The sequence below is a fragment of the Streptomyces sp. NPDC054786 genome (assembly GCF_053611685.1).
In genome coordinates, this window is record NZ_JBSHAW010000005.1 from 216,935 (window position 1) to 234,400 (window position 17,466).

The following is a 17,466-nucleotide window of genomic DNA, read 5'->3' on the forward strand; positions in this document are numbered from 1 at the left end:
CATGCCTCGACACCGCATCCAACGGGGTCCCGGGGTGGCTCGAAGCCGGCTGCCCGTGGGCCTGACCGGCTCCGGCCGCCACCCGTTCCTACGGGCAAACGGCCGGAGTGCGAACCGACGGTCAGACCTTGGTGAAGCACAGCGTGTAGTCAGCGCCGCGGCGGCTCGAGACCTGAATGCCGTAATCGAATCCCGATCCGCACCGCTTGTCGGCACCGATGAGCTTGTCGCCGGTCTTGTACTGGGCCTCGGCCGAGCCACAGTCGACGATCACCGGCAGCGGTTCCCCCTTGGGGTCCTGGACCTTGACGCAGTCCCCGACCTCCGGGTTGTACTTCTTGTTCTCCTCGGCCCGCGCGGCCTGTGAGGCCTCCGCCTTGGCCTTGCCGCCATGGGGATCGGTGTTGTAGTTCCACACGTACCAGGCCCCGCCGCCGAAGACCGCCAGGACGATGACGGCGGTGATCAGCCCCCGCAACGGGCTGCTCTGCTGCGGCGGCCGCTGCGGTCCCTGTGGCCCGTGGGGTTGCTGCGGATGCCCATACGACTGCTGCTGCGGATGCCCGAACGACTGCTGCTGCGGGTACCCGTACGGCTGCTGCTGCGGCGGCTGGTTCTGATAGGGCGGCGGTGCGGACATGCCTGATATCCCCCGTGGTTGACGACACGAATGAAGGGCAACGCGAATTGACCGATGCAGGCTACCTTCCGGCGCCGACCCGCTGACCAGCAGCCCCGTCTGCCGGCGTCCCCCACCACAGGGGTCTCTCCGGTCAGCGCTCGGCGACCAGCAGGGTCTGCAGAATGCGGCCGCAGTCGCCGGCCGCGTCATCGAATTGCCCGAGTGCCAGCCCCGAACCGTGGGGGCTGGCCGCGGTCGACGACCGCATGCAGAGCCACTCACCGACCGGCTCGCGGTGCAAGGACACCGTCACATCGGTGTTGATGACGAACTGTTGATGGTGGTCGAGCTCGAAGGCGACCGCCCAACTGCTGTCGGCCAGGGTGAGTGCCCGGGTCAGCGGCGTGTCCGGCTCGTCAGCCACCAACGGAATGCGCTGGCGGGCCCAGACCGTGCCAGGGCCCGGTGTGTCAAAGCCTTTCCCCTGTTCGAACCGCCATTCCATTGCGGCGATATAGCCGTCCATATGCGCGCCGGTCATGGTCTGTGGCGCCTGCGATCGAGGCAGCGGCGGCGGGTCGGCTTCGGGCCGTAGCTGCGGAGTGTCAGCCGGGCTGGCCGCGACCCGCCACGCCCGCGCCAGCATCACAGGCTTTCCGTTGGCGGTGAGCTCGCCCTCGACCAACTCCGTTCGCCCACCGGAGTGGACAGTGCGCACCTCGACCTGCAGGTCATCGACGGGTACCGGGCGTGGTAGCTCCAGTGTGATGCGGGCAATGCGAAAGCCCTGCCGGGCGGCGTGGCGCTCCAACGCCCTGCCCAGCAGTGCCGAGGGCGGACCGGCGTGTTGGGCCTTGGGACTCCATGGTCCCGCGGTGGCGGGGCTGCTCTCATAGCGGCCGTTGCCGAGGCTCCGGTAAAACGCGCGGTGCTGGGGTTCCGACTCGGCAAACCAACGATCAGTCATGCGAAAGGCTTACCCCCAAGCTCGCCGTCCAGGCAACGGCTGTAGGCGCAACTGCCGGACGTGCAGCAAGGTTGGACGGACGTTGCAGCGCCGTTTGCGAAGATTCGGCATCGGTCGACCACACGATCCAGCTACGCCGGTCCGGGGGCCTGCCTGTTGTCGCTGTTGTCGCGCACGGGTCGGCGCACGCGATCGAGCAGTGCGGCCGGATCCGCCTCGGCCTGCAGACCGCGGAGCAGCAGATGCCACAGGTCATGCAGGCGCTCCTCGATGTGCCGGCGGCCGTCCAAGGCGTCGGAGACGGTGTGCAGACCGAAGAAGGCGCAGACGATGCCGTGGGCGGTGGCGGCAGGCGGCACATCGGCAGCGACTTCCCCGTTACGGGCGGCTTCTTCGAGCAACTGCGTGACCGCTTCGATCCAGCCGAGGAATGGTGCGGGGAGCTGCGTGTCGATGGCTTTGCGTTCGGCCCAAAGGCGGGCACCGGCCCGGACGATGATGTCGTCACGAAAAGCCCGGGCCACGTCGAAGCTCAGCCCGATGAGTTTCTCCAAGGCGGGCAGGCCGGGCTGCTGGTATCGGCCGATCAAGTGCGGCCAAGTGGCGAAATGCTCCTCGACAATGGCGAGGGCGAGCTTCTCCTTGCTGGCGTAGTGGAAATAAATGGCACCGCTGGTGCGACCGGAATGCGCACTGATGTCGCTGATGCTGGTACCGGCGTACCCTCTCTCGTCGAACAAGGTTGCTGCCGCTTCAAGAAGGGACCTGCGCGTCGTCTCCGCCCGGATCTGCACATACACCTCAGATATCGTTCTCGTTCCGCCGGATGGCAACCTACCGCTCCGCGCGCCCCGCAATTCAGGGGTGCGCACGTACGGTTCTCGGTATTCCCTGGTCGTATGAGCACGCCAACAGCCGATGCCGCCGGAAAGAGTGAGCCGCTCAGCTGGTCGCGCACGGTCGAGCGGGAGCTGGTGCACCGGACCTCGGTGGCAGAGGTCCTCCTCACCGATGTACGGCCGACCGATACCGCGCACGTCTTCCTGGCAGCGGCGTCATGGCCACGTGCGCATACGACGTTCCCGCGCGACGGGTCACAGCGGCACAGCCCGCTGATCCTGGTGGAGACGCTGCGTCAGCTCGGCCTCTGTATTCCCCTGCGGTTCTATGCCGTTCCGGAGGCGTTCCACGCGGTCATCACCGACCTGTACTTCCGTCTCAGCCCCGCCGACGAGTCGCCGGCCCGCCCCGGAGCGACCGAGGTCACCTGCTGCGCACGGGTGAGCGCCCTACGGCGGGCGCCGGACGGGTCCGTCGTCGGTCTGCGACTGAACGTCACCTTCGCCACCCGCGGGGTGATCTTCGGCTGCGGTGGCGGGGGCGTGCGATTCCTGGACGGCGCGCGCTTCACCGCGCTGCGCGCCGGAAGCACGGCCGATGCCGCCCCGGCCCGCCCTTTGGATGACGGGTACCGCCCGCCGGCCGCCCGGCTGACCGTGAACCACCCGCATGACGTGGTCCTCGCTCTCGACGAGGGTGGGCTGTTGGTGTCGCCGGCCGACCCGCTGCACCCGTTCTTCTTCGACCACCCCACCGATCACGTACCCGGCATGGTGCTGTTGGAGGCCGCCCGCCAGGCCGCCTCCTACCGCAGTCAGGGCAGGCTGAGCCGGCCCCTTTTCGGTTGGCTGAAGGCCTCGCGGTTCACCGAACTGGCCCCACCCGCACGTGTGCTGTGCACTCGGCACCGCTCGACGTGCGTATTCCGCATCCGCCAGGACGGCAAGGAAACGGCTTGGGGCACTCTCGGTTATATGTAGAGCACAAAATATGGATATTTATGAATCTGTTGACCACCCTGTGTTGCCGTCCGTAACGTAACGATCGTTATTTTCTGGCATGGCGCGGGAGCAACTCCTCTCCATGAGCGCTGCCCTCTGCCGGAAATTCCTCGGCCCGGTGCCGAGCGTCCGTGAAACCGACGCTGATCCGCCCCTCTCGCGACCGGTCACAGCGGCGCCTCCGGGCCCGTCAGAACGGATTCTCGGATGACCGCAGACAGCATCCTTTCCTGGACCCCCGCCGCCGTCGTCTTCGACTGCGACGGCACGCTGATGGACACCGAACGCCACTGGCAGGACGCCCGTGACATGGTGCTGCACAGCTACGGATTCACCCCCTCGGCCGCATTCGCGGAAAAGGCCCGGGGACTGCACTACACCGAATGCGGGCGCTTGATGGCCGATGTGGCCGGCCGCCCGGAACTGACCGGAGACATGACGGAATCGCTGCTCGAACGTTTCCGTGACCTCGTCGCCGCGGACCCCACCACCATGCCCGGGGCGCCGGAACTGGTGTATTCGACCGTGCAGTTCGCGCCGCTGGCGGTGGCCAGCAACTGCCCGCTGGAAGTCGTCGAGTCGTGCCTCGGTATGGCCGGGCTCCGGGATTGCTTCAGCCACATCGTGGTGCCCAATGCCACGACGAGACCCAAACCCCATCCGGACGTCTATCTCACCGCCGCCCAGCTCTGCGGAGTGGAACCCGGTGACACGCTGGCCGTCGAGGACTCCCACTGCGGCATCCAAGCCGCCGCAGGTGCAGGCATGCGGGTACTCGGAGTCGGCCCCCGGCCCAGCGACCAGGAGACCGCATTGGCCGACTGGTGGGTCCACTCGCTGGAAGAGCCGGCAGTGCAGGGGTGGGCCGATGCCCGTATCCCTGCTCAGGGCTCTGGTCCCACTGTGCCCGAGTCCGGGACACCATGAGCGTGAGCGCGGTCCGGTCCGGGCGGACGTCTCCCTGAGCGGGCTGCACCGCACCATCGCAGGCGTGTGGAAGCCGCTCCCGTCGTTGCCGTACGGAGCGAGCCGATGTGGTCCCGGCCAACACAGCCCTGCGTGGGGGAGGTTCTGACCATGCTCGGATGCGTGCGGGGTGCGGCGTGCGCCTTCCGCTGCTCCCCGTGCCCTCCCTCGGCCCGCCGCTACGCAGCGGCAGGAAGGGCCTGGGTGTGAGACTCCCGCTTCACTGATGCGGTCGGACGCGTGGGGGACGGGGCGGGCACCCGTTGCACTTGCCGTACCTGGGGGCGGGACCATGCCCGATCCGTCGGATCACGTACCCTCAACGGATGACCACGTGACGTATCCGTATCCGTCGGACGGGCCTTCCGCCGCCCCCGGCGCCCGCCCGTTCACCTGCCGCCGCCCGACGTCTTCCGGAGCCGGCCCTCAAATTGAATCCCCAGCTTTGTCGCTTCCTCGCGGCAGGTCCGAACGCAAACTGCCCACCCCCACCGATGGAGGCAGCCCGACGATGACGAACAACGCAGCAGTGCATGCTTCGCGGAGGAACCGCAAGCTGACGCCGACCGCCACCGCGGCAGGGGCGGCGGTGATTGCGGCGTTGTTGCTCGCCGGCTGCTCGACGGAGGAGCAGGAGCAGCCCAAGCGCCCGGGTCCAGTGGAGCCCTCGCCGCGGAAAGGCAGCCATGCCCCCGCGGAGAAATCCACCGCTTTCTCGCCGTACGTGGACACCTCGCTCAGGCCCCCCTACGACCTTCTCAAGGGTGCCGAGGAGACCGGCGTGAAGGACTACAACCTCGCCTTCGTCTCCCCTGGAGGCGGCTGCGTACCCAAGTGGGGCGGCAGGCAGGCGCTCCGCGACAACCCGGTGGCGCGGCAGGCGGACGCGCTGCGCGCCAAGGGCGGCGATGTGCGGATCTCCTTCGGCGGACAGAGCGGTAACGAACTGGCCAGGGTCTGCGGCTCGGTGGACAAGCTGGTGAATGCGTACAGCAAGGTCATCGACGCCTACCACCTGACGAAGGTCGACTTCGACATCGAGGGTCCCGCCCTGACGGACACCAAGGCCAACAACCTTCGTGCGCAGGCGATCGCCCGGCTCCAGCAGCGCAAGAAACTGGATGTCTCCTTCACTCTCCCGGTGCTCCCCTCCGGTCTGAACCGGCACGCCGTCGCGGTGCTGGAGAACGCCAAGAAGCATGGTGCCCGGATCTCCTCCGTGAACATCATGGCCATGGACTACGGCACCTACTACCACGGTGACATGGGCAAATACGCCATCGCCGCCGCCACCGCCACCCAGAAGCAGGTCAAGGCGGCGCTGGGCATCCGCACCGAGGCCGAGGCCTGGAAGACGGTCGCGGTCACGCCGATGATCGGCGTGAACGACGTCAAGGTCGAGGTCTTCCGGCCCGACGACGCGGCCGAGCTCAAGAGGTTCGCTGAGAAGAAGGGGCTCGGCCGGTTGTCGATGTGGTCGGTCACCCGGGACAAGGCCTGCCCGGGAGGCCCGAACTCCAAGGCAGCAGCGACCTGTTCCAGCATCGGGAAGGCCGCCAACGAGTTCGCGAGGGTTTTCACCGGCTGAGCGGCCGGCGTGGTCCAGCGGGTTGCGCAGCGGTTCCCGTCGCTCCACGCTCGCGGCCTGTCGGGCAGGCGTAGGCCATGTCGCCGTGGAGGAAATTCATGTGCGTGCGGCATCCGGCGCTGTCAAGCTGCGCCGGTGAACCGTGAACAGATCTCGGCACTCGCCCATGCCGACCACCCGATCAAGTCCCCGCTCGACGACGATTCGGTACGCCGACTGCTGGAGCGCGGCCTTCCGCGCGGCAACGAGCGGGTACTCGATCTCGGTTGTGGGGGAGGGGAATGGCTGCTGCGCGCCCTGGCCATGCACCCTGAGGTGCACGCCGAGGGGGTCGACATCTCCGAAGTGGCGCTGGCACAGGCCCAGCAGGCCGCGGCCCGCCTCGACGTCCAGGAGCGCCTCGTACTCCACCACCAGGAAACCGCAAGCTTCTCCGCACCGCGCCCGTTCGACCTGGTGCTCAGCGTCGGGGCCGCGCACGCCTTCGGCGGGCTGCTGCCCACCCTGGCTGCGGCACGCAAGCACCTGGCTCCTGGGGGTCATGTGCTGATCGGTGACGGCTTCTGGGACCGCGAGCCCGCGCCGGAGGCCGTCGAGATGCTCGGGGACTTCGCCGACCTGGCAACCACGATGGACCGTGTCACCGCGGACGGGTGGACTCCTGTGCACGGCCATGTCAGCACCCGCAGTGAGCTGGACGACTACGAGTGGTCGTGCTGGGGCTCACTGGCCTCATGGGCCCTGGACCACCCCGCCGACCCGGACAGCTCGCAGCTGCTGGAGACAGCCGCCACTCGACGCTCCGAATGGCTACGCGTCTACCGGGACACCTGGGGCTTCGTCTGCCTGGTCCTGCGTCACACATCCGGCTGACCCCGGAACAGCACCAACTCCCCGTTGAACAGGGGGGATTCGATCACGCCACCGCGTTTGTGCCGAGCTGCGCGGGGCACACGGCTTGATGTCCCCGGCCGACACCCCCGTGCGGCCGGGGGCTTCTTCTTCGTGTCTTCCGATGACGCCTCCGCACGGGGCGCCGAGCGTCGGTGAGGTCCGGTTCGGCTATGCCGGGAGCTGGGTCGTGAGTACCTTCCGCTTCTCGATGGAGGGTTTTCGGTGAACAACCCGGCCCTCTTTCTGCGAGGGCGTTGCTGCCTCCGTGCGGGCGCCCGGAGCCGCCGGTCAGCGGCGTCGGGCGCCCGGGTAGGTGCGGGACCTGGGATTACGCCGACCGTATGGGGCCCACGCCCTCGACCTCGAAGACGACCTGGTCCTCGTAACACCACCACCAGGCCTCGCCGGGCTCGTAGGATCGGATGAGCGGGTGGCCGGTGGCGTCGTGATGGGCCGTGGCGTGCTTGTTCTTGGAAGAGTCGCAGCAGCCGATGTGTCCGCAGCTCTGGCACTCGCGCAGGTGCACCCACTGGTCGCCCTGTGCGACACACTCCGGGCAGCTGTCAGGGCTGTCCGGGCTGACCGGCTCCACCTGATTGAGGTGCTCACAGATCAGGCCGCCCGCCGTTCCTTCGCTGAAAGCCATGTTGCCTACTCACCGCACGCAGCCCACACCCTGACCGGCCCCTGGGGCATCTGCACGGGGACCCCTCACGGACGCTTGTCGCAGGGGTACGACCGAGCAGGGTCAGCTGGTGCCGTCGTTGGGAGGGAGGACGAAGTAGTCCAGCCCACGTCCTGGGGCGCCCTGGCCCGGCCGCGGCGCCACAATCATCACTTCTACCCTCCCACGCGGCGGCACCCTGTCAAACGGTGGACTGGACCACTCGAATTTCGATCACCGCTTCCGCCGGAGGAGGCGCGGGTCCGCTGACGCCATCGCGCAGCAGCCTGCCAAGAGGAGCCCAGGTGTCGGAGCGATCACTCAGGTGCTCGGTCCCCGTGCCGAGACGCGCGCCGACGACCACGGGCGCCAGGCCATGCGCCGCCATGCGCCGCCATGCGCGGCCGGGCTGTGGCTGCCCGTGGCTGCCCGCGCCCACCGACGGCAGGCCCACTGCCCGACCCATCCACACCTCGACCGGCGACGAATACACCAGGTGACGAATGCACCGGATGAGGGCGCCCTGAAAGCCGCGCTGCTCCCTCGCCGGGCCGGCTGCACCGCTTTCTCGTATAGGGCGCCGGAGCATGGGAAACCGCGTACGTGCACACTCCTCACAGACCTTCTCGTTCCCCTGGTGGATTGGACACTCAGATGGCGTCCGCACCCCAAATCGGCTCGCCGGTACCCGACTTCACTCTGCCCGGTGGTGTGCTTACGGGCGACCGCTTCGAGCGTCGCGACTACACCCTTTCCCTTCAGCGCGGCCGCCCGCTCGTCCTGGCGTTCTATCCGGGCGACGACACCAGTGTGTGCACCAAGCAGCTGTGTTCCTACTCCAGCGGCCTTGAGCAGTTCCGGGACCAGAACGCGGAAGTGTGGGGTATCAGCCCTCAAGATGTGGACAGCCACGAGCGGTTTGCACGCAAGTACGACCTGCGGATGCCCCTGCTCGCCGACACCGATCGCCGGGTCGCCCGCACCTTCGGTGTCGCCGCCCCCGGCATCGGACTGCGCCGGGCGGTGTTCCTCATCGGACCCGGCGGCACCTTGCACTGGAAGCACGTGGCGCTGCTCGGCGCCACCTTCCAGCCGGTCGACACGCTCGCCCGGCAGCTCGCCGGGATGGCAACCAGCTGATCGATGACGGGGCCCGGATGAGTACCTGCGCCGTCGGCCGCTGAATCCGCAAAAAACTTTCTGGAGCGATCGACCAATCCGCTCCTGGGCGGGTTCCGAATACCGGTCATGAGCACGCGACGACAGACAGTCACCCGCACGGTACGAGGCGTAGGGAGCGCCCTCGTGGCTGAGCGCGTGGCTGTGTCCGTTGCGGAGTTTGCGTCCGTTGCGCCCGGTCTCGACCGGCCGCGTGTCCCGGATCCCCGTGCGCCGCCGTCTACGCGCACCTCGACGCGGTCGATGCCCTTGTGCTGCGCCCAGGCCACCCCGGCGGGCCACCGACCGCACCGGCTACACCCGGACCGGCAAGCGCGCCCGGCCCCTTCCCGATGGCGCCTCCGGTTGGCATTCGGTGGTGGTCACCGTGGCCTGACACCCCACGCCCCGGCCGACGTCACCGTCACCATGGAGCCGGATCCGCACCCCGGGCCGCAGACCGGGCCAGGCGTTACGCTCACTTTGTATGGACTCGTACCGACTACGGAGGCGGCCATGAGGCAGAACGAGGAGTACCCGACTCCGTCGCAGGCCGAGGGCGAGAGGCTGGAGGAGGATCGGGATCCGACCGAGCAGCGCCACCCTGCGACGACCCGCACCCAGCCGTCCCAGGCGGAGGGCGAGCGCCTGGCGGAGGACGACGAGAGTTGACAGGAAGGGCAGGGATATACGGCCCCCTGCCGGCACCTCTTCCGTAGGAGAGGGAAGAGGTGCCTTCTCCTGCTGTGGGCCGTGTCGGGGGCCTGAGTGAGGTCCAGCAGGCGTCGCGACCCACGGCGCGAAGAGGGCCCAGGCGACGGAACCCGGCAGTGACCGCGGGCGGGGGAGCATCCCACGAGCAGCTCGGGCCTGCCGGTCTGTGCGCTGCGCGTGAAGCGCCCCGGTAGGCCGTACGCACCGGGTGCCGGTGAGGTGTGCGGGTCATTCACGGCGATCGATGTTGCCTCCGGGGCGGATGGGGGAAAGGGACGCAGGGTGCGCGAAGTTACCGATCCCTTGCTGGATCTCGTCCGATGGCACAGCGAACCCGTCGTCGCCCAGACGCTCCGCTCGACGGTGGCTGCCGTGATTTCCTATGTCGTCGCCCTGCTGCTGAGCAGCGAACCGGCGCCGCTGACCGCACCCCTGACCGCCCTGCTCGTCGTCCAGGTCACCCTGTACACCACCCTCACCACCAGTGTGCGCAGGGTGAACGCCGTCGTGGTGGGCGTCCTCATCGCCATCGGCTTCAGCTCCCTGGTGGGTCTGACCTGGTGGAGCCTGGGGCTGATCATCCTCGCGTCGCTGGTCATCGGGCGCTTCGTCCGGGCCGGTGAGTTCGTGCCCGAGGTGGCGATCAGCGCGATGCTGGTGCTCGGGGTGACGACGACGCGAGTGGCCGCGACGGCCTGGGACCGGGTGTTGGAGACGCTGATCGGGGCGGTCGTCGGACTGCTCTTCAACATGCTGTTCGTGCCACCCCTGTGGGTGCAGCCCGCCAGTGAGGCCATCGAAGGCCTGGCTGCCCGGATGAGCCGGTTGCTGCTGAGCCTCGGCGAGGAGGTGACGGGCCACACACCCGTGGCGGAGGCGGCAGCCCGGTTGCACGAGGCGCGGCAGCTGGATCACGACATCGTGCAGGTGGACGAGTCGCTCCGACAGGCGGAAGACAGTCTCCGGCTCAATCCTCGCGTCAAGGAGGGCCTGCTCTCCCGTGTCGTCCTGCGTACCGGCCTGGACACCTTGGAGATCTCCGCGGTGGTGCTCCGCACGGCGTGCCGCACACTGACCGACCTCGCCAAGGCGCGGACCGATGAGCCGCTCTTCTCGCCGGCCCTGGCCACCGCCCTGCGGGAGCTGTTCGGCCATATGGCCCGCGCGGTCGAGAGTTTCGCGGTCCTGATCACCACGCAGGTCACTGCCAATGCGGAGGAGGCCGAGGAGCGGCTCGCCCAGGAGCTCGCCGCGAGCCGCGAGAGCCGCGAGATCGTCGCGCATCTGCTTCTCGACGGTGTGCAGGAGCATCCGCGGCAATGGCAGCTGCACGGCGCGCTGCTGGCCGAGATCGATCGGATCCTGGATGAGATGGACGTGGCGAAGCGCTCCGAGCGGCTCGTGGAGGAGCTGAACCGCCAGGCCCGCGAGCAGCGGGAGAAGTACCCACTGGTGGACAAGCTGCGCGCCCGGTTGCGCCTGGGACGGCAGGGACGGCAGGGACACCGCACCACGGACGTGGCGCACTAGGTGTGTTGTCCGGACCAGCGCGGGCCCGTGAGCGAAGGACACGGACTGAGCAACGGCGGTGTCCGTCTCGGCGTTCCATGCCGGACCCTGAGTCTCGCCCCTGCTCAGCCGCTCGGTGAGCGTTCGAGGTCTGTGGCGGTGCGAGCAGCGGCCCGTCAGGCAGCCGGTGCGTCAGCCGTGGCGCAGCCGATCCGCTGCCCGCGCCCGGGCCGGATCGTCCGGCCGCGGTGGCTGTACGAGGCGGTGGCGGTGGACGGGTGGCAGGCCGGGCAGTAGTCCGGGCCAGACGACATCCAGCACATGGGCACTGGGCGTGAACAGCCCGGATGCCAGCGTCGGCAGGTCGGCCACGTCATGCCATTCCCAGCGGTGGACGAGCTTCGGCTCCCGCACGGCCGGCTCGCCGTGGAAGGCGACGACGCGCACGGCGCCGGTCACCCGCGGAATGCCATGGGCGGTGTCCATCAAGATCGCCAGCAGGCACGCGTCGGCCGCCTCGGCCTGCAGGCCGGTCTCTTCTTCGAGTTCGCGCACGGCGGCCTCGACGAACGACTCGTCGCCGTCGTTCTTGCCACCGGGCAACTCCCACACCCCCCCGCACGGACCTGCCCAGCAGCACACGGCCCGCATCGTCCGTCACCACGACGCCCGCGCCGGTCAGCGCGTGCGGGGACGGGTGCCCCTTGCCGCCGAACGCCACCGCGCTCGATTCAGGGTCGCGCAGCACGATGATCGCCAGCCCTTCGGCATCACGTCGTTCGACCGTGCGCCATCCGGCAGACAGCAGACGGATCTCCTCCTCGTCGAGTGCAATATCGCGCCGCTCCGCGGGCACTTCGTCCACGACCGGCGTGATCACCACCACCGCGCCGCCGGGGCTCAGCCGTTCGCGCAGCCGGTGCATCACTCGCGTGCGGTCGTGGAGGAAGGTGTAACTCAGCCGGAACACGATCAGGTCGTACGAGCTGTGCAGGCCGTCGAGGGAGTCCCGCTCGATGTCGCACTGCACAAATCTTCCCGTGCCGGCCGCAATCGGCATCTGCGTGGCGGTGGTGATGGCTGAAGGGGCGTAGTCGACGGCATCGACGGTGTAGCCGAGGGCTGCGAGGTGGCGAGCGAGTTCGCCCACGCCGCAGCCCACGTCCAGGGCATGGCCACCGCCAGGCGGGGCGGGGGCAAGGTCACGAAAGAGGAGGTGTTCGGTGTCGCCGAGCGGCCGGAAGGAACGGCCTGCTCCGTAGTGGGTATCCCATTCGTCTTGCGTCGCGTGTCCCATGGCGGAAACCCTTCAGCTGCGGAGGTACCGGATAGGTGAGTGAGGATCAGGAGAAGGTGTCGGGCAGGTGCAGCAGGTACTCGTCGTTGTCGTTGATGAGCATCGTGGCCGTGCCCGCCGGCTGGGGAGTTGGGACCGGTTCATCGGGTCACCGGTCGGGGGGACTGGCCGGGCGGCGCGCGGGGCAGTTGCCGCGACGGAGGTTCCGGTGCCGCCACGGGGACCGCGCGGCGCCGCACGCATCGCCCGGGCCCTCGCGGCGCCGGTTCAGCGGAGGTGGTCACGCAGCACATCCTCCGCCTTGGGATCCATGCTCGCCGTCGGTTCGTCCAGCAGCAGTACAGGCGTGTGCTTGTACAGCACTCCGCCTCGGGCCGTCGGCGACGGGGAGGCGTCCCCCCAGGACCGACCCGACCAGGGAGCGGATGCACCCGCAGGCGACGTGAGAAGGAGGCCATGGCGGGCTCCCTGGTGATCTCGCAGACCGCCAACTCGGGCTCGGGAACGGTTTATTCGATCGCGCGGCGTTGCGTTGTCCGCTACACAGGTCCGGTGACTGATCCCCACCCTCTCCGCACCCTCACCGATGACGAGTTCGTGCCGTGGGCCCGCATGGTCTCCAACACCTACGGCGAGGACCGGTCCGACGAGGAACTGGCCACCGAACGAGCCACGATTGAACTGGATCGCACGATCGCCGCCTTCGACGGCAGCACCCCCGTCGCCGGCACCGCGGCCTACACCCGCTCCCTGGCCGTTCCCGGCGCCGTGCTCCCGGTCGCGGGCGTCACCTGGGTCGGCGTGGCCCCCACCCACCGGCGCCGCGGCATCCTCACCGCGATGATGCGCAAACAGCTCACCGACCTGCACGATTCCGGCGGTGAGCCGGTCGCTGTGCTCCGCCCTGCCGAAGCCGCCATCTACGGCCGCTTCGGATATGGACCCGCCACGCGCGGGGCCCGGCTCCAGTGCGAGAAGCGCTCCATGACCTTCCGACCCGGGACCGAATTCGGCGACGGAACCATCGGGCTCCTGGGCCGCGATGAAGCCCGTCCGTTGATCGAGAAGGTCTACGACCAGGTTCGCACCGGCGCGGTCGGCTGGCCCGGCCGAACCGACGGCTCCTGGAACAGCCGCCTGTTCGACGAGCCGCGGGCGCGCGGCGGCGCGACGTCGCTGCGCTTCGCCGTGCACCGGGATCCGAGCGGCCATGTCACCGGGTACGCGCTTTACCGGATCAAGAGCGAACTCGACATCTTCGGCAACGACAAGAGCGCGGTGCAGGTCGTGGAGTGCGCGACGACCTGCCGCCGGGCCTACGCCGCACTCTGGCGGTTCCTCGCCGGCATCGACCTCGTGCCCTGGATCGAGTACGAGGCGGCGGTCGACGAACCGCTGCCGCATCTGCTGACCGATCCCCGTGCGGCGCGCTCCACGCCGGTGGACCGCCTGTGGGTGCGTCTGGTCGACGTCGACCGGGCGCTGGCAGGGCGCCGCTACTCGACGCCGTTGAACCTCGTCCTGGATGTGGAAGACAGCTTCTGCCCGTGGAACACCGGGCGCTACCGGCTGCACGCCGACGACGAAACGGTCGCGTGCGAGCGCACGGACGATCCCGCCGACCTCCAGCTGACCTCGACCGAGCTGGGCGCGGCTTTCCTCGGCGGTACGACTCTGGCCTCCCTCGCGGCCGCGGGCCGGGTCAAGGAACTGCGGCCGGGTGCCCTGGCACGCGCAACGAGCGCCTTCCGCGGACATCGGGAACCCTTCTACCCCGGAGGCTGGGCGTTCCCCGCCTACTGAGCGTTCTGCGGCCGTGGCCCGTGCGGGCACTCGGAGAAATCGCACGACGCTCACACGCGCGCCGCAACAGGCGGGCGCGGCCCGTGCGATTCCGCAAGCCCAGGGCTGGGAAGAGCTGTCGCAGAAGATCCGCGACGTCAGGGAGCAGTGGCATGTCCGGACAGCACTGGAGCGAAGAGACCCGCGAGTTGCTCAACGACGCCAGGGAACTGGCTGCCAAGATCACGGACCCTGGGGCGAAGGCGGCGGCGCTGACGCAGATCGCGCAGACGCTCTACAGCCGGGAGGCGTTGCGCGAGCTGTCGACCATCCGGGCCCAGCTGGAGACCATCAGCAACAGCCTGGGGGAGACAGCCGGCCGGTGACGCCCAGGGGATGACGGCGCCGGTCCGGTGAGCGAACCCGGGGATGCTGCGGGCTCCCGTGTCGCTCGTGCCCGGCACGAACGGGAGACGGTCTCCTGCACGAACGGGAAGGCGGTCTCCTGCACGAACGGGAAGGCGGTCTCCTGCACGAACGGGAAGGTGGTCTCGTGCCCGCAGCCCGGGGCAACGGTCCTGGCCGGAGTCGCAGCTTCGGCTCTTCGGGCCGGGGTGGGAAGCCGGGCGCCGGCCGAGTCGGGGCACGTGCCGGTGTAGCCGCCGCCGGTACCGGCCCCACGCTTGGCCTTGAGGCCGGGTTTCGACGGGCCGAAAGCGGCAACGTGTTTGTCATGTCCAGACACGTCCGTAACGGCAGAAGCGAAGCAGCGAAAGTCATCGTCGTCATCGCGGACCTCACCGCGGTGATCCTCGGCCTGTGGATCCTGTTCTCCCTCCTCGACGCAAACCGCGCCAACGACCTGGTCAGTTGGGTGCGAGCGGCCGCCGGCTGGCTGGCCGGATGGTCGCACGACCTGTTCACCATGGATCCGGACTGGGTGCGGACCGTGCTGAATTACGGGCTGCCCGCCGTGCTTTACGTCCTCCTCGGGCACGCCCTTGCCGCCCGGCTCCGCCGCGCCTGATGACCTGAGTCAGGAGTTCGGGGCGAGGAGTGACCCCGTCGGTCACGTCGGCCGGCCGTCCTACGGAGGACGGGGACGTCGTGAGCGGGCAGTGCCTGACCGCAGCCCGCCGAAGACTGCGAGGAATCCCTGCTCCTTTCCTGCTCCCGGTTCCCGCGGGAACGGTCTCGGAACGACGAACCGTGGTCGCCCGAGCCCGGCAGACTGGCACCATGCCACGCAGCGGAAAGGAGACCGGGTGAACGCCGACGGCGCGGGCTTCGAGGTGGCCGACGGCGACGGTTGCCCGCCGGTGGAGACGGACCCGACGAGGGACACCGCGGTCCAGGCAGCGTTCAACGGGTTGCTGCAGATCCGGCGGATGATGAACGCAGGAGCCGTCGATCCGCTTGCGGTGCCGGCGGAATGGGAGCGCAACCAAGTGGTACGCGCCGTTGCTCTGGCCCTGGAGGCTGCCGGGATTGCCCCCTCGGCAGTCGACGGGGATGGTCAGCGGGTGGCGACCGGGTACCGCGTGTGTGCGGCCGACACGCATGGAGTGGCGCGGGTCGAGTGGCTGGGGCCTGCGGGAAGCGGCGCCGCCTACGCCGAGCAGGAGGAGCTGCGGCGCTGCGTCGTCGCGTTGCGACGGCTGGGGTGGGAAGCGTTGGAGTACCGCGGACCACGCCGGCGCCGATATCTCGAAGTCGAACCGCCGGGCCGGGCCCGCCCCGAAAGGCTCCGCCCGCTGTGACCCCCGCCGTCACAGCGACGGCCCCCGCCCCTCCTGGTGCGGTTCATGGCGTGTGCTGCTGCGACGGCGGAGCCAGTCCCTCCTCTGACATGGACGACCGGGAAACGGTTCGGGCCAGATGGCCGGCGGCCGACTCCGCCAAGGTGCGGATCGCCGGGTGCCAGGGGCGGCTCTGCGGTCCGGTCAGTACGAGACGGCGCGACGTCTGGGGTTCCAGCGGCAGCAGGACCAGATCAGGGGGGATCAGAGCACGCGAGACCTCGGACAGGATGGTCACGCCGATACCGGCCTGCACCATGCTGATCAGAGTCGCCAGGTCCCGTACCCGGTGAGTGGGGGTGAACCGCAGCCCGGCCAGGCCGTGGATCGTACGGATGCGGGCTTCGCAGCCGTTGGGTGAGATCAGGAACTGGTCGTCCTCCAGATCTCGGATGTCGACGGATGGCTCGTCCGCCAAGGGGTGGTCCCGGGGCAGCAAGGCCCGGTAGCAGTCCACCGCGAGTTGGATGCCGGGGCCGGGTGGCGGGTCGATCAGGACGGCGCCCTCGGCCGTCCCGTCCTCCAGCCAGCCCGAAACTTCGGCGCTGTCACCCTCGAAGACCCGCACCGTGATCCGCGGCTGGTCCTCGCGCCAGTGCCGGAGCAGACCGGGGATCAGCCCCTGGCAGACCGTGGGTGTGGCGGCCAGCCGCACGGTGCCGGTCATCGTCTCGGTGGCATCGACCGCGATCCGCTCCACGGACCGGGCCGCCGACAGCGCGATGCGGGCGTGCGGCAGGACCCGCTCGCCGAGTGCCGTGGTCCGGGCCGGGGTGGCGCGGACCAGCAGCGGGGCGGCCAGCTCGCGTTCCAGGGAGGCGACGGCGTGCGACACCGCTGACTGGCTCATGCCCAGTTCTGCGGCGGCCGCACTGAAACCGCCCGCGTCGACGACGGCGAGGAAAGCCCTCAGCTGCGGAATGTTCACGGTCATGCGAGGGCCTCATGTGTCTATGACAGCTATGCGTTGGATCCATGGTGCCAGGTTGGCGACGCTTGATCCGTGCCGCCGACTCCGGCGGACGCACACCGAGCACTTGCCGAGGAGAGCCATGCCGTACTTCCGCGTCACCGTCCCCGACCCCGACCTCCCGGCCGACGTCCAGTGCGCCCTTGCCGAGGGTCTGACCCGGCTGGCGGTCTCGGTCCTGCACAAGTCCAGCGCGAGGACCATCGTTCACCTCAACCTGGTCCCGGCCGGCAGCTACTTCGTCGACGGCAGGCCGCTGAGCGGTGCCCGCGACGCGCACGTGGAGGCCAGCCTCACCCTGGGCACGAACAGCGCCGCGGAGAAGGCTGCCTTCATCGCCAGGGCCGGTGAGCTGCTGTCGGACATCCTCGGCCCGCTTCCCCGTTCCGGCGTCGCGCTGCACGAACTCCACCCCGAGAGCTACGGCTACAACGGAGTGACCCAATTCGACTACTACCGCCGCGCCGGGGACACGCCGACCGCCCTCGCTGCCCGCTGAACTGCCTGTCATCGGCCGGGCCGCGCTGCGCTGGTGCCTGTGGCCGGCTTACGGCCGGCCACGGGCACCAGCCGGCGGCACAGGTCTGCTGCCAGTGAACCGTTGTGCCCCGACGGCGGGGCGGGCGGCGGCGGCCCACGGTGAGGGGGGGTGTAGCCCCCAGGCGGGGGGGAGCACATGCCCGGCCCGGGGTTGA

At 69.2% G+C, this 17,466-nt stretch carries 18 protein-coding genes and 1 pseudogene; 12 read left to right on the forward strand and 7 right to left on the reverse strand.

The features are described 5' to 3' along the window. Nucleotides 1-121: 121 nt before the first annotated feature. The 3 genes from ACWGI6_RS06745 to ACWGI6_RS06755 form a co-directional block, all read right to left on the reverse strand. Nucleotides 122-640: an LppU/SCO3897 family protein gene (locus ACWGI6_RS06745; protein ID WP_453266484.1), complete on the reverse strand. Its 519-nt coding sequence runs from the start codon at nt 638-640 to the stop codon at nt 122-124. 133 nt (nt 641-773) lie between these two features. Next, a complete protein-coding gene (locus ACWGI6_RS06750) occupies nt 774-1,589 on the reverse strand; it encodes a thioesterase family protein (RefSeq protein ID WP_453266485.1) in 816 nt (271 codons plus the stop codon). 131 nt (nt 1,590-1,720) lie between these two features. Next, entirely contained in the window at nt 1,721-2,389 is a 669-nt protein-coding gene (locus tag ACWGI6_RS06755) for a ScbR family autoregulator-binding transcription factor (RefSeq protein WP_453266486.1), read from the reverse strand. A gap of 99 nt (nt 2,390-2,488) precedes the next feature. Between ACWGI6_RS06755 and ACWGI6_RS06760 the strand changes: the two genes are divergently transcribed. The 4 genes from ACWGI6_RS06760 (at nt 2,489) to ACWGI6_RS06775 (ending at nt 6,857) form a co-directional block, all read left to right on the forward strand. Then, entirely contained in the window at nt 2,489-3,409 is a 921-nt protein-coding gene (locus ACWGI6_RS06760) for a ScbA/BarX family gamma-butyrolactone biosynthesis protein (protein WP_453266487.1), read from the forward strand. 228 nt (nt 3,410-3,637) lie between these two features. Next, complete coding sequence (locus ACWGI6_RS06765; RefSeq protein WP_453266488.1) at nt 3,638-4,357, forward strand: HAD family hydrolase; 720 nt, start codon at nt 3,638-3,640, stop codon at nt 4,355-4,357. 550 nt (nt 4,358-4,907) lie between these two features. Beyond that, nucleotides 4,908-5,984 (forward strand): chitinase, encoded by a 1,077-nt coding sequence (locus tag ACWGI6_RS06770; RefSeq protein ID WP_453266489.1) that lies wholly within the window; start codon nt 4,908-4,910, stop codon nt 5,982-5,984. A gap of 135 nt (nt 5,985-6,119) precedes the next feature. Next, on the forward strand, nt 6,120-6,857 hold the full coding sequence (locus ACWGI6_RS06775) for an SAM-dependent methyltransferase (protein ID WP_453266490.1): 738 nt from the start codon (nt 6,120-6,122) through the stop codon (nt 6,855-6,857). 349 nt (nt 6,858-7,206) lie between these two features. On the opposite strand, the gene ACWGI6_RS06780 is transcribed toward ACWGI6_RS06775, so the two are convergent. Beyond that, nucleotides 7,207-7,524 carry a UBP-type zinc finger domain-containing protein gene (locus tag ACWGI6_RS06780; protein ID WP_453266491.1) on the reverse strand — a complete coding sequence of 106 codons (318 nt, stop codon included), beginning with the start codon at nt 7,522-7,524 and terminating at the stop codon, nt 7,207-7,209. 672 nt (nt 7,525-8,196) lie between these two features. Between ACWGI6_RS06780 and ACWGI6_RS06785 the strand changes: the two genes are divergently transcribed. The 3 genes from ACWGI6_RS06785 (at nt 8,197) to ACWGI6_RS06795 (ending at nt 10,944) form a co-directional block, all read left to right on the forward strand. Further along, nucleotides 8,197-8,682 (forward strand): peroxiredoxin, encoded by a 486-nt coding sequence (locus ACWGI6_RS06785; protein WP_453266492.1) that lies wholly within the window; start codon nt 8,197-8,199, stop codon nt 8,680-8,682. 534 nt (nt 8,683-9,216) lie between these two features. After that, nucleotides 9,217-9,372: a hypothetical protein gene (locus ACWGI6_RS06790; protein ID WP_453266493.1), complete on the forward strand. Its 156-nt coding sequence runs from the start codon at nt 9,217-9,219 to the stop codon at nt 9,370-9,372. Between the two features lie 324 nt (nt 9,373-9,696). After that, a complete protein-coding gene (locus ACWGI6_RS06795; protein ID WP_453266494.1) occupies nt 9,697-10,944 on the forward strand; it encodes an FUSC family protein in 1,248 nt (415 codons plus the stop codon). A gap of 171 nt (nt 10,945-11,115) precedes the next feature. On the opposite strand, the gene ACWGI6_RS06800 is transcribed toward ACWGI6_RS06795, so the two are convergent. Continuing rightward, complete coding sequence (locus ACWGI6_RS06800; protein WP_453266495.1) at nt 11,116-11,526, reverse strand: NUDIX domain-containing protein; 411 nt, start codon at nt 11,524-11,526, stop codon at nt 11,116-11,118. 229 nt (nt 11,527-11,755) lie between these two features. Then, nucleotides 11,756-12,220 (reverse strand): annotated as a pseudogene (locus ACWGI6_RS06805) (class I SAM-dependent methyltransferase); the annotation flags it as partial. A 552-nt stretch (nt 12,221-12,772) separates the two neighbouring features. Between ACWGI6_RS06805 and ACWGI6_RS06810 the strand changes: the two are divergent. The 4 genes from ACWGI6_RS06810 (at nt 12,773) to ACWGI6_RS06825 (ending at nt 15,762) form a co-directional block, all read left to right on the forward strand. Further along, nucleotides 12,773-14,023 carry a GNAT family N-acetyltransferase gene (locus tag ACWGI6_RS06810; protein WP_453266496.1) on the forward strand — a complete coding sequence of 417 codons (1,251 nt, stop codon included), beginning with the start codon at nt 12,773-12,775 and terminating at the stop codon, nt 14,021-14,023. Nucleotides 14,024-14,175: 152 nt separating this feature from the next. After that, a complete protein-coding gene (locus tag ACWGI6_RS06815; RefSeq protein WP_453266497.1) occupies nt 14,176-14,388 on the forward strand; it encodes a hypothetical protein in 213 nt (70 codons plus the stop codon). 347 nt (nt 14,389-14,735) lie between these two features. After that, the gene (locus ACWGI6_RS06820; RefSeq protein ID WP_453266498.1) at nt 14,736-15,029 is read left to right on the forward strand and encodes a hypothetical protein; all 294 of its coding nucleotides are present in this window, start codon (nt 14,736-14,738) and stop codon (nt 15,027-15,029) included. Nucleotides 15,030-15,267: 238 nt separating this feature from the next. Next, on the forward strand, nt 15,268-15,762 hold the full coding sequence (locus ACWGI6_RS06825; protein WP_453266499.1) for a hypothetical protein: 495 nt from the start codon (nt 15,268-15,270) through the stop codon (nt 15,760-15,762). 43 nt (nt 15,763-15,805) lie between these two features. Here ACWGI6_RS06825 and ACWGI6_RS06830 read toward each other — a convergent pair whose 3' ends face one another. After that, the gene (locus ACWGI6_RS06830; RefSeq protein WP_453266500.1) at nt 15,806-16,735 is read right to left on the reverse strand and encodes a LysR family transcriptional regulator; all 930 of its coding nucleotides are present in this window, start codon (nt 16,733-16,735) and stop codon (nt 15,806-15,808) included. A 118-nt stretch (nt 16,736-16,853) separates the two neighbouring features. Here ACWGI6_RS06830 and ACWGI6_RS06835 point away from each other — a divergent pair, with 118 nt between their 5' ends. Beyond that, nucleotides 16,854-17,270 (forward strand): tautomerase family protein, encoded by a 417-nt coding sequence (locus ACWGI6_RS06835; protein ID WP_393905225.1) that lies wholly within the window; start codon nt 16,854-16,856, stop codon nt 17,268-17,270. Nucleotides 17,271-17,466 lie beyond the last annotated feature (196 nt).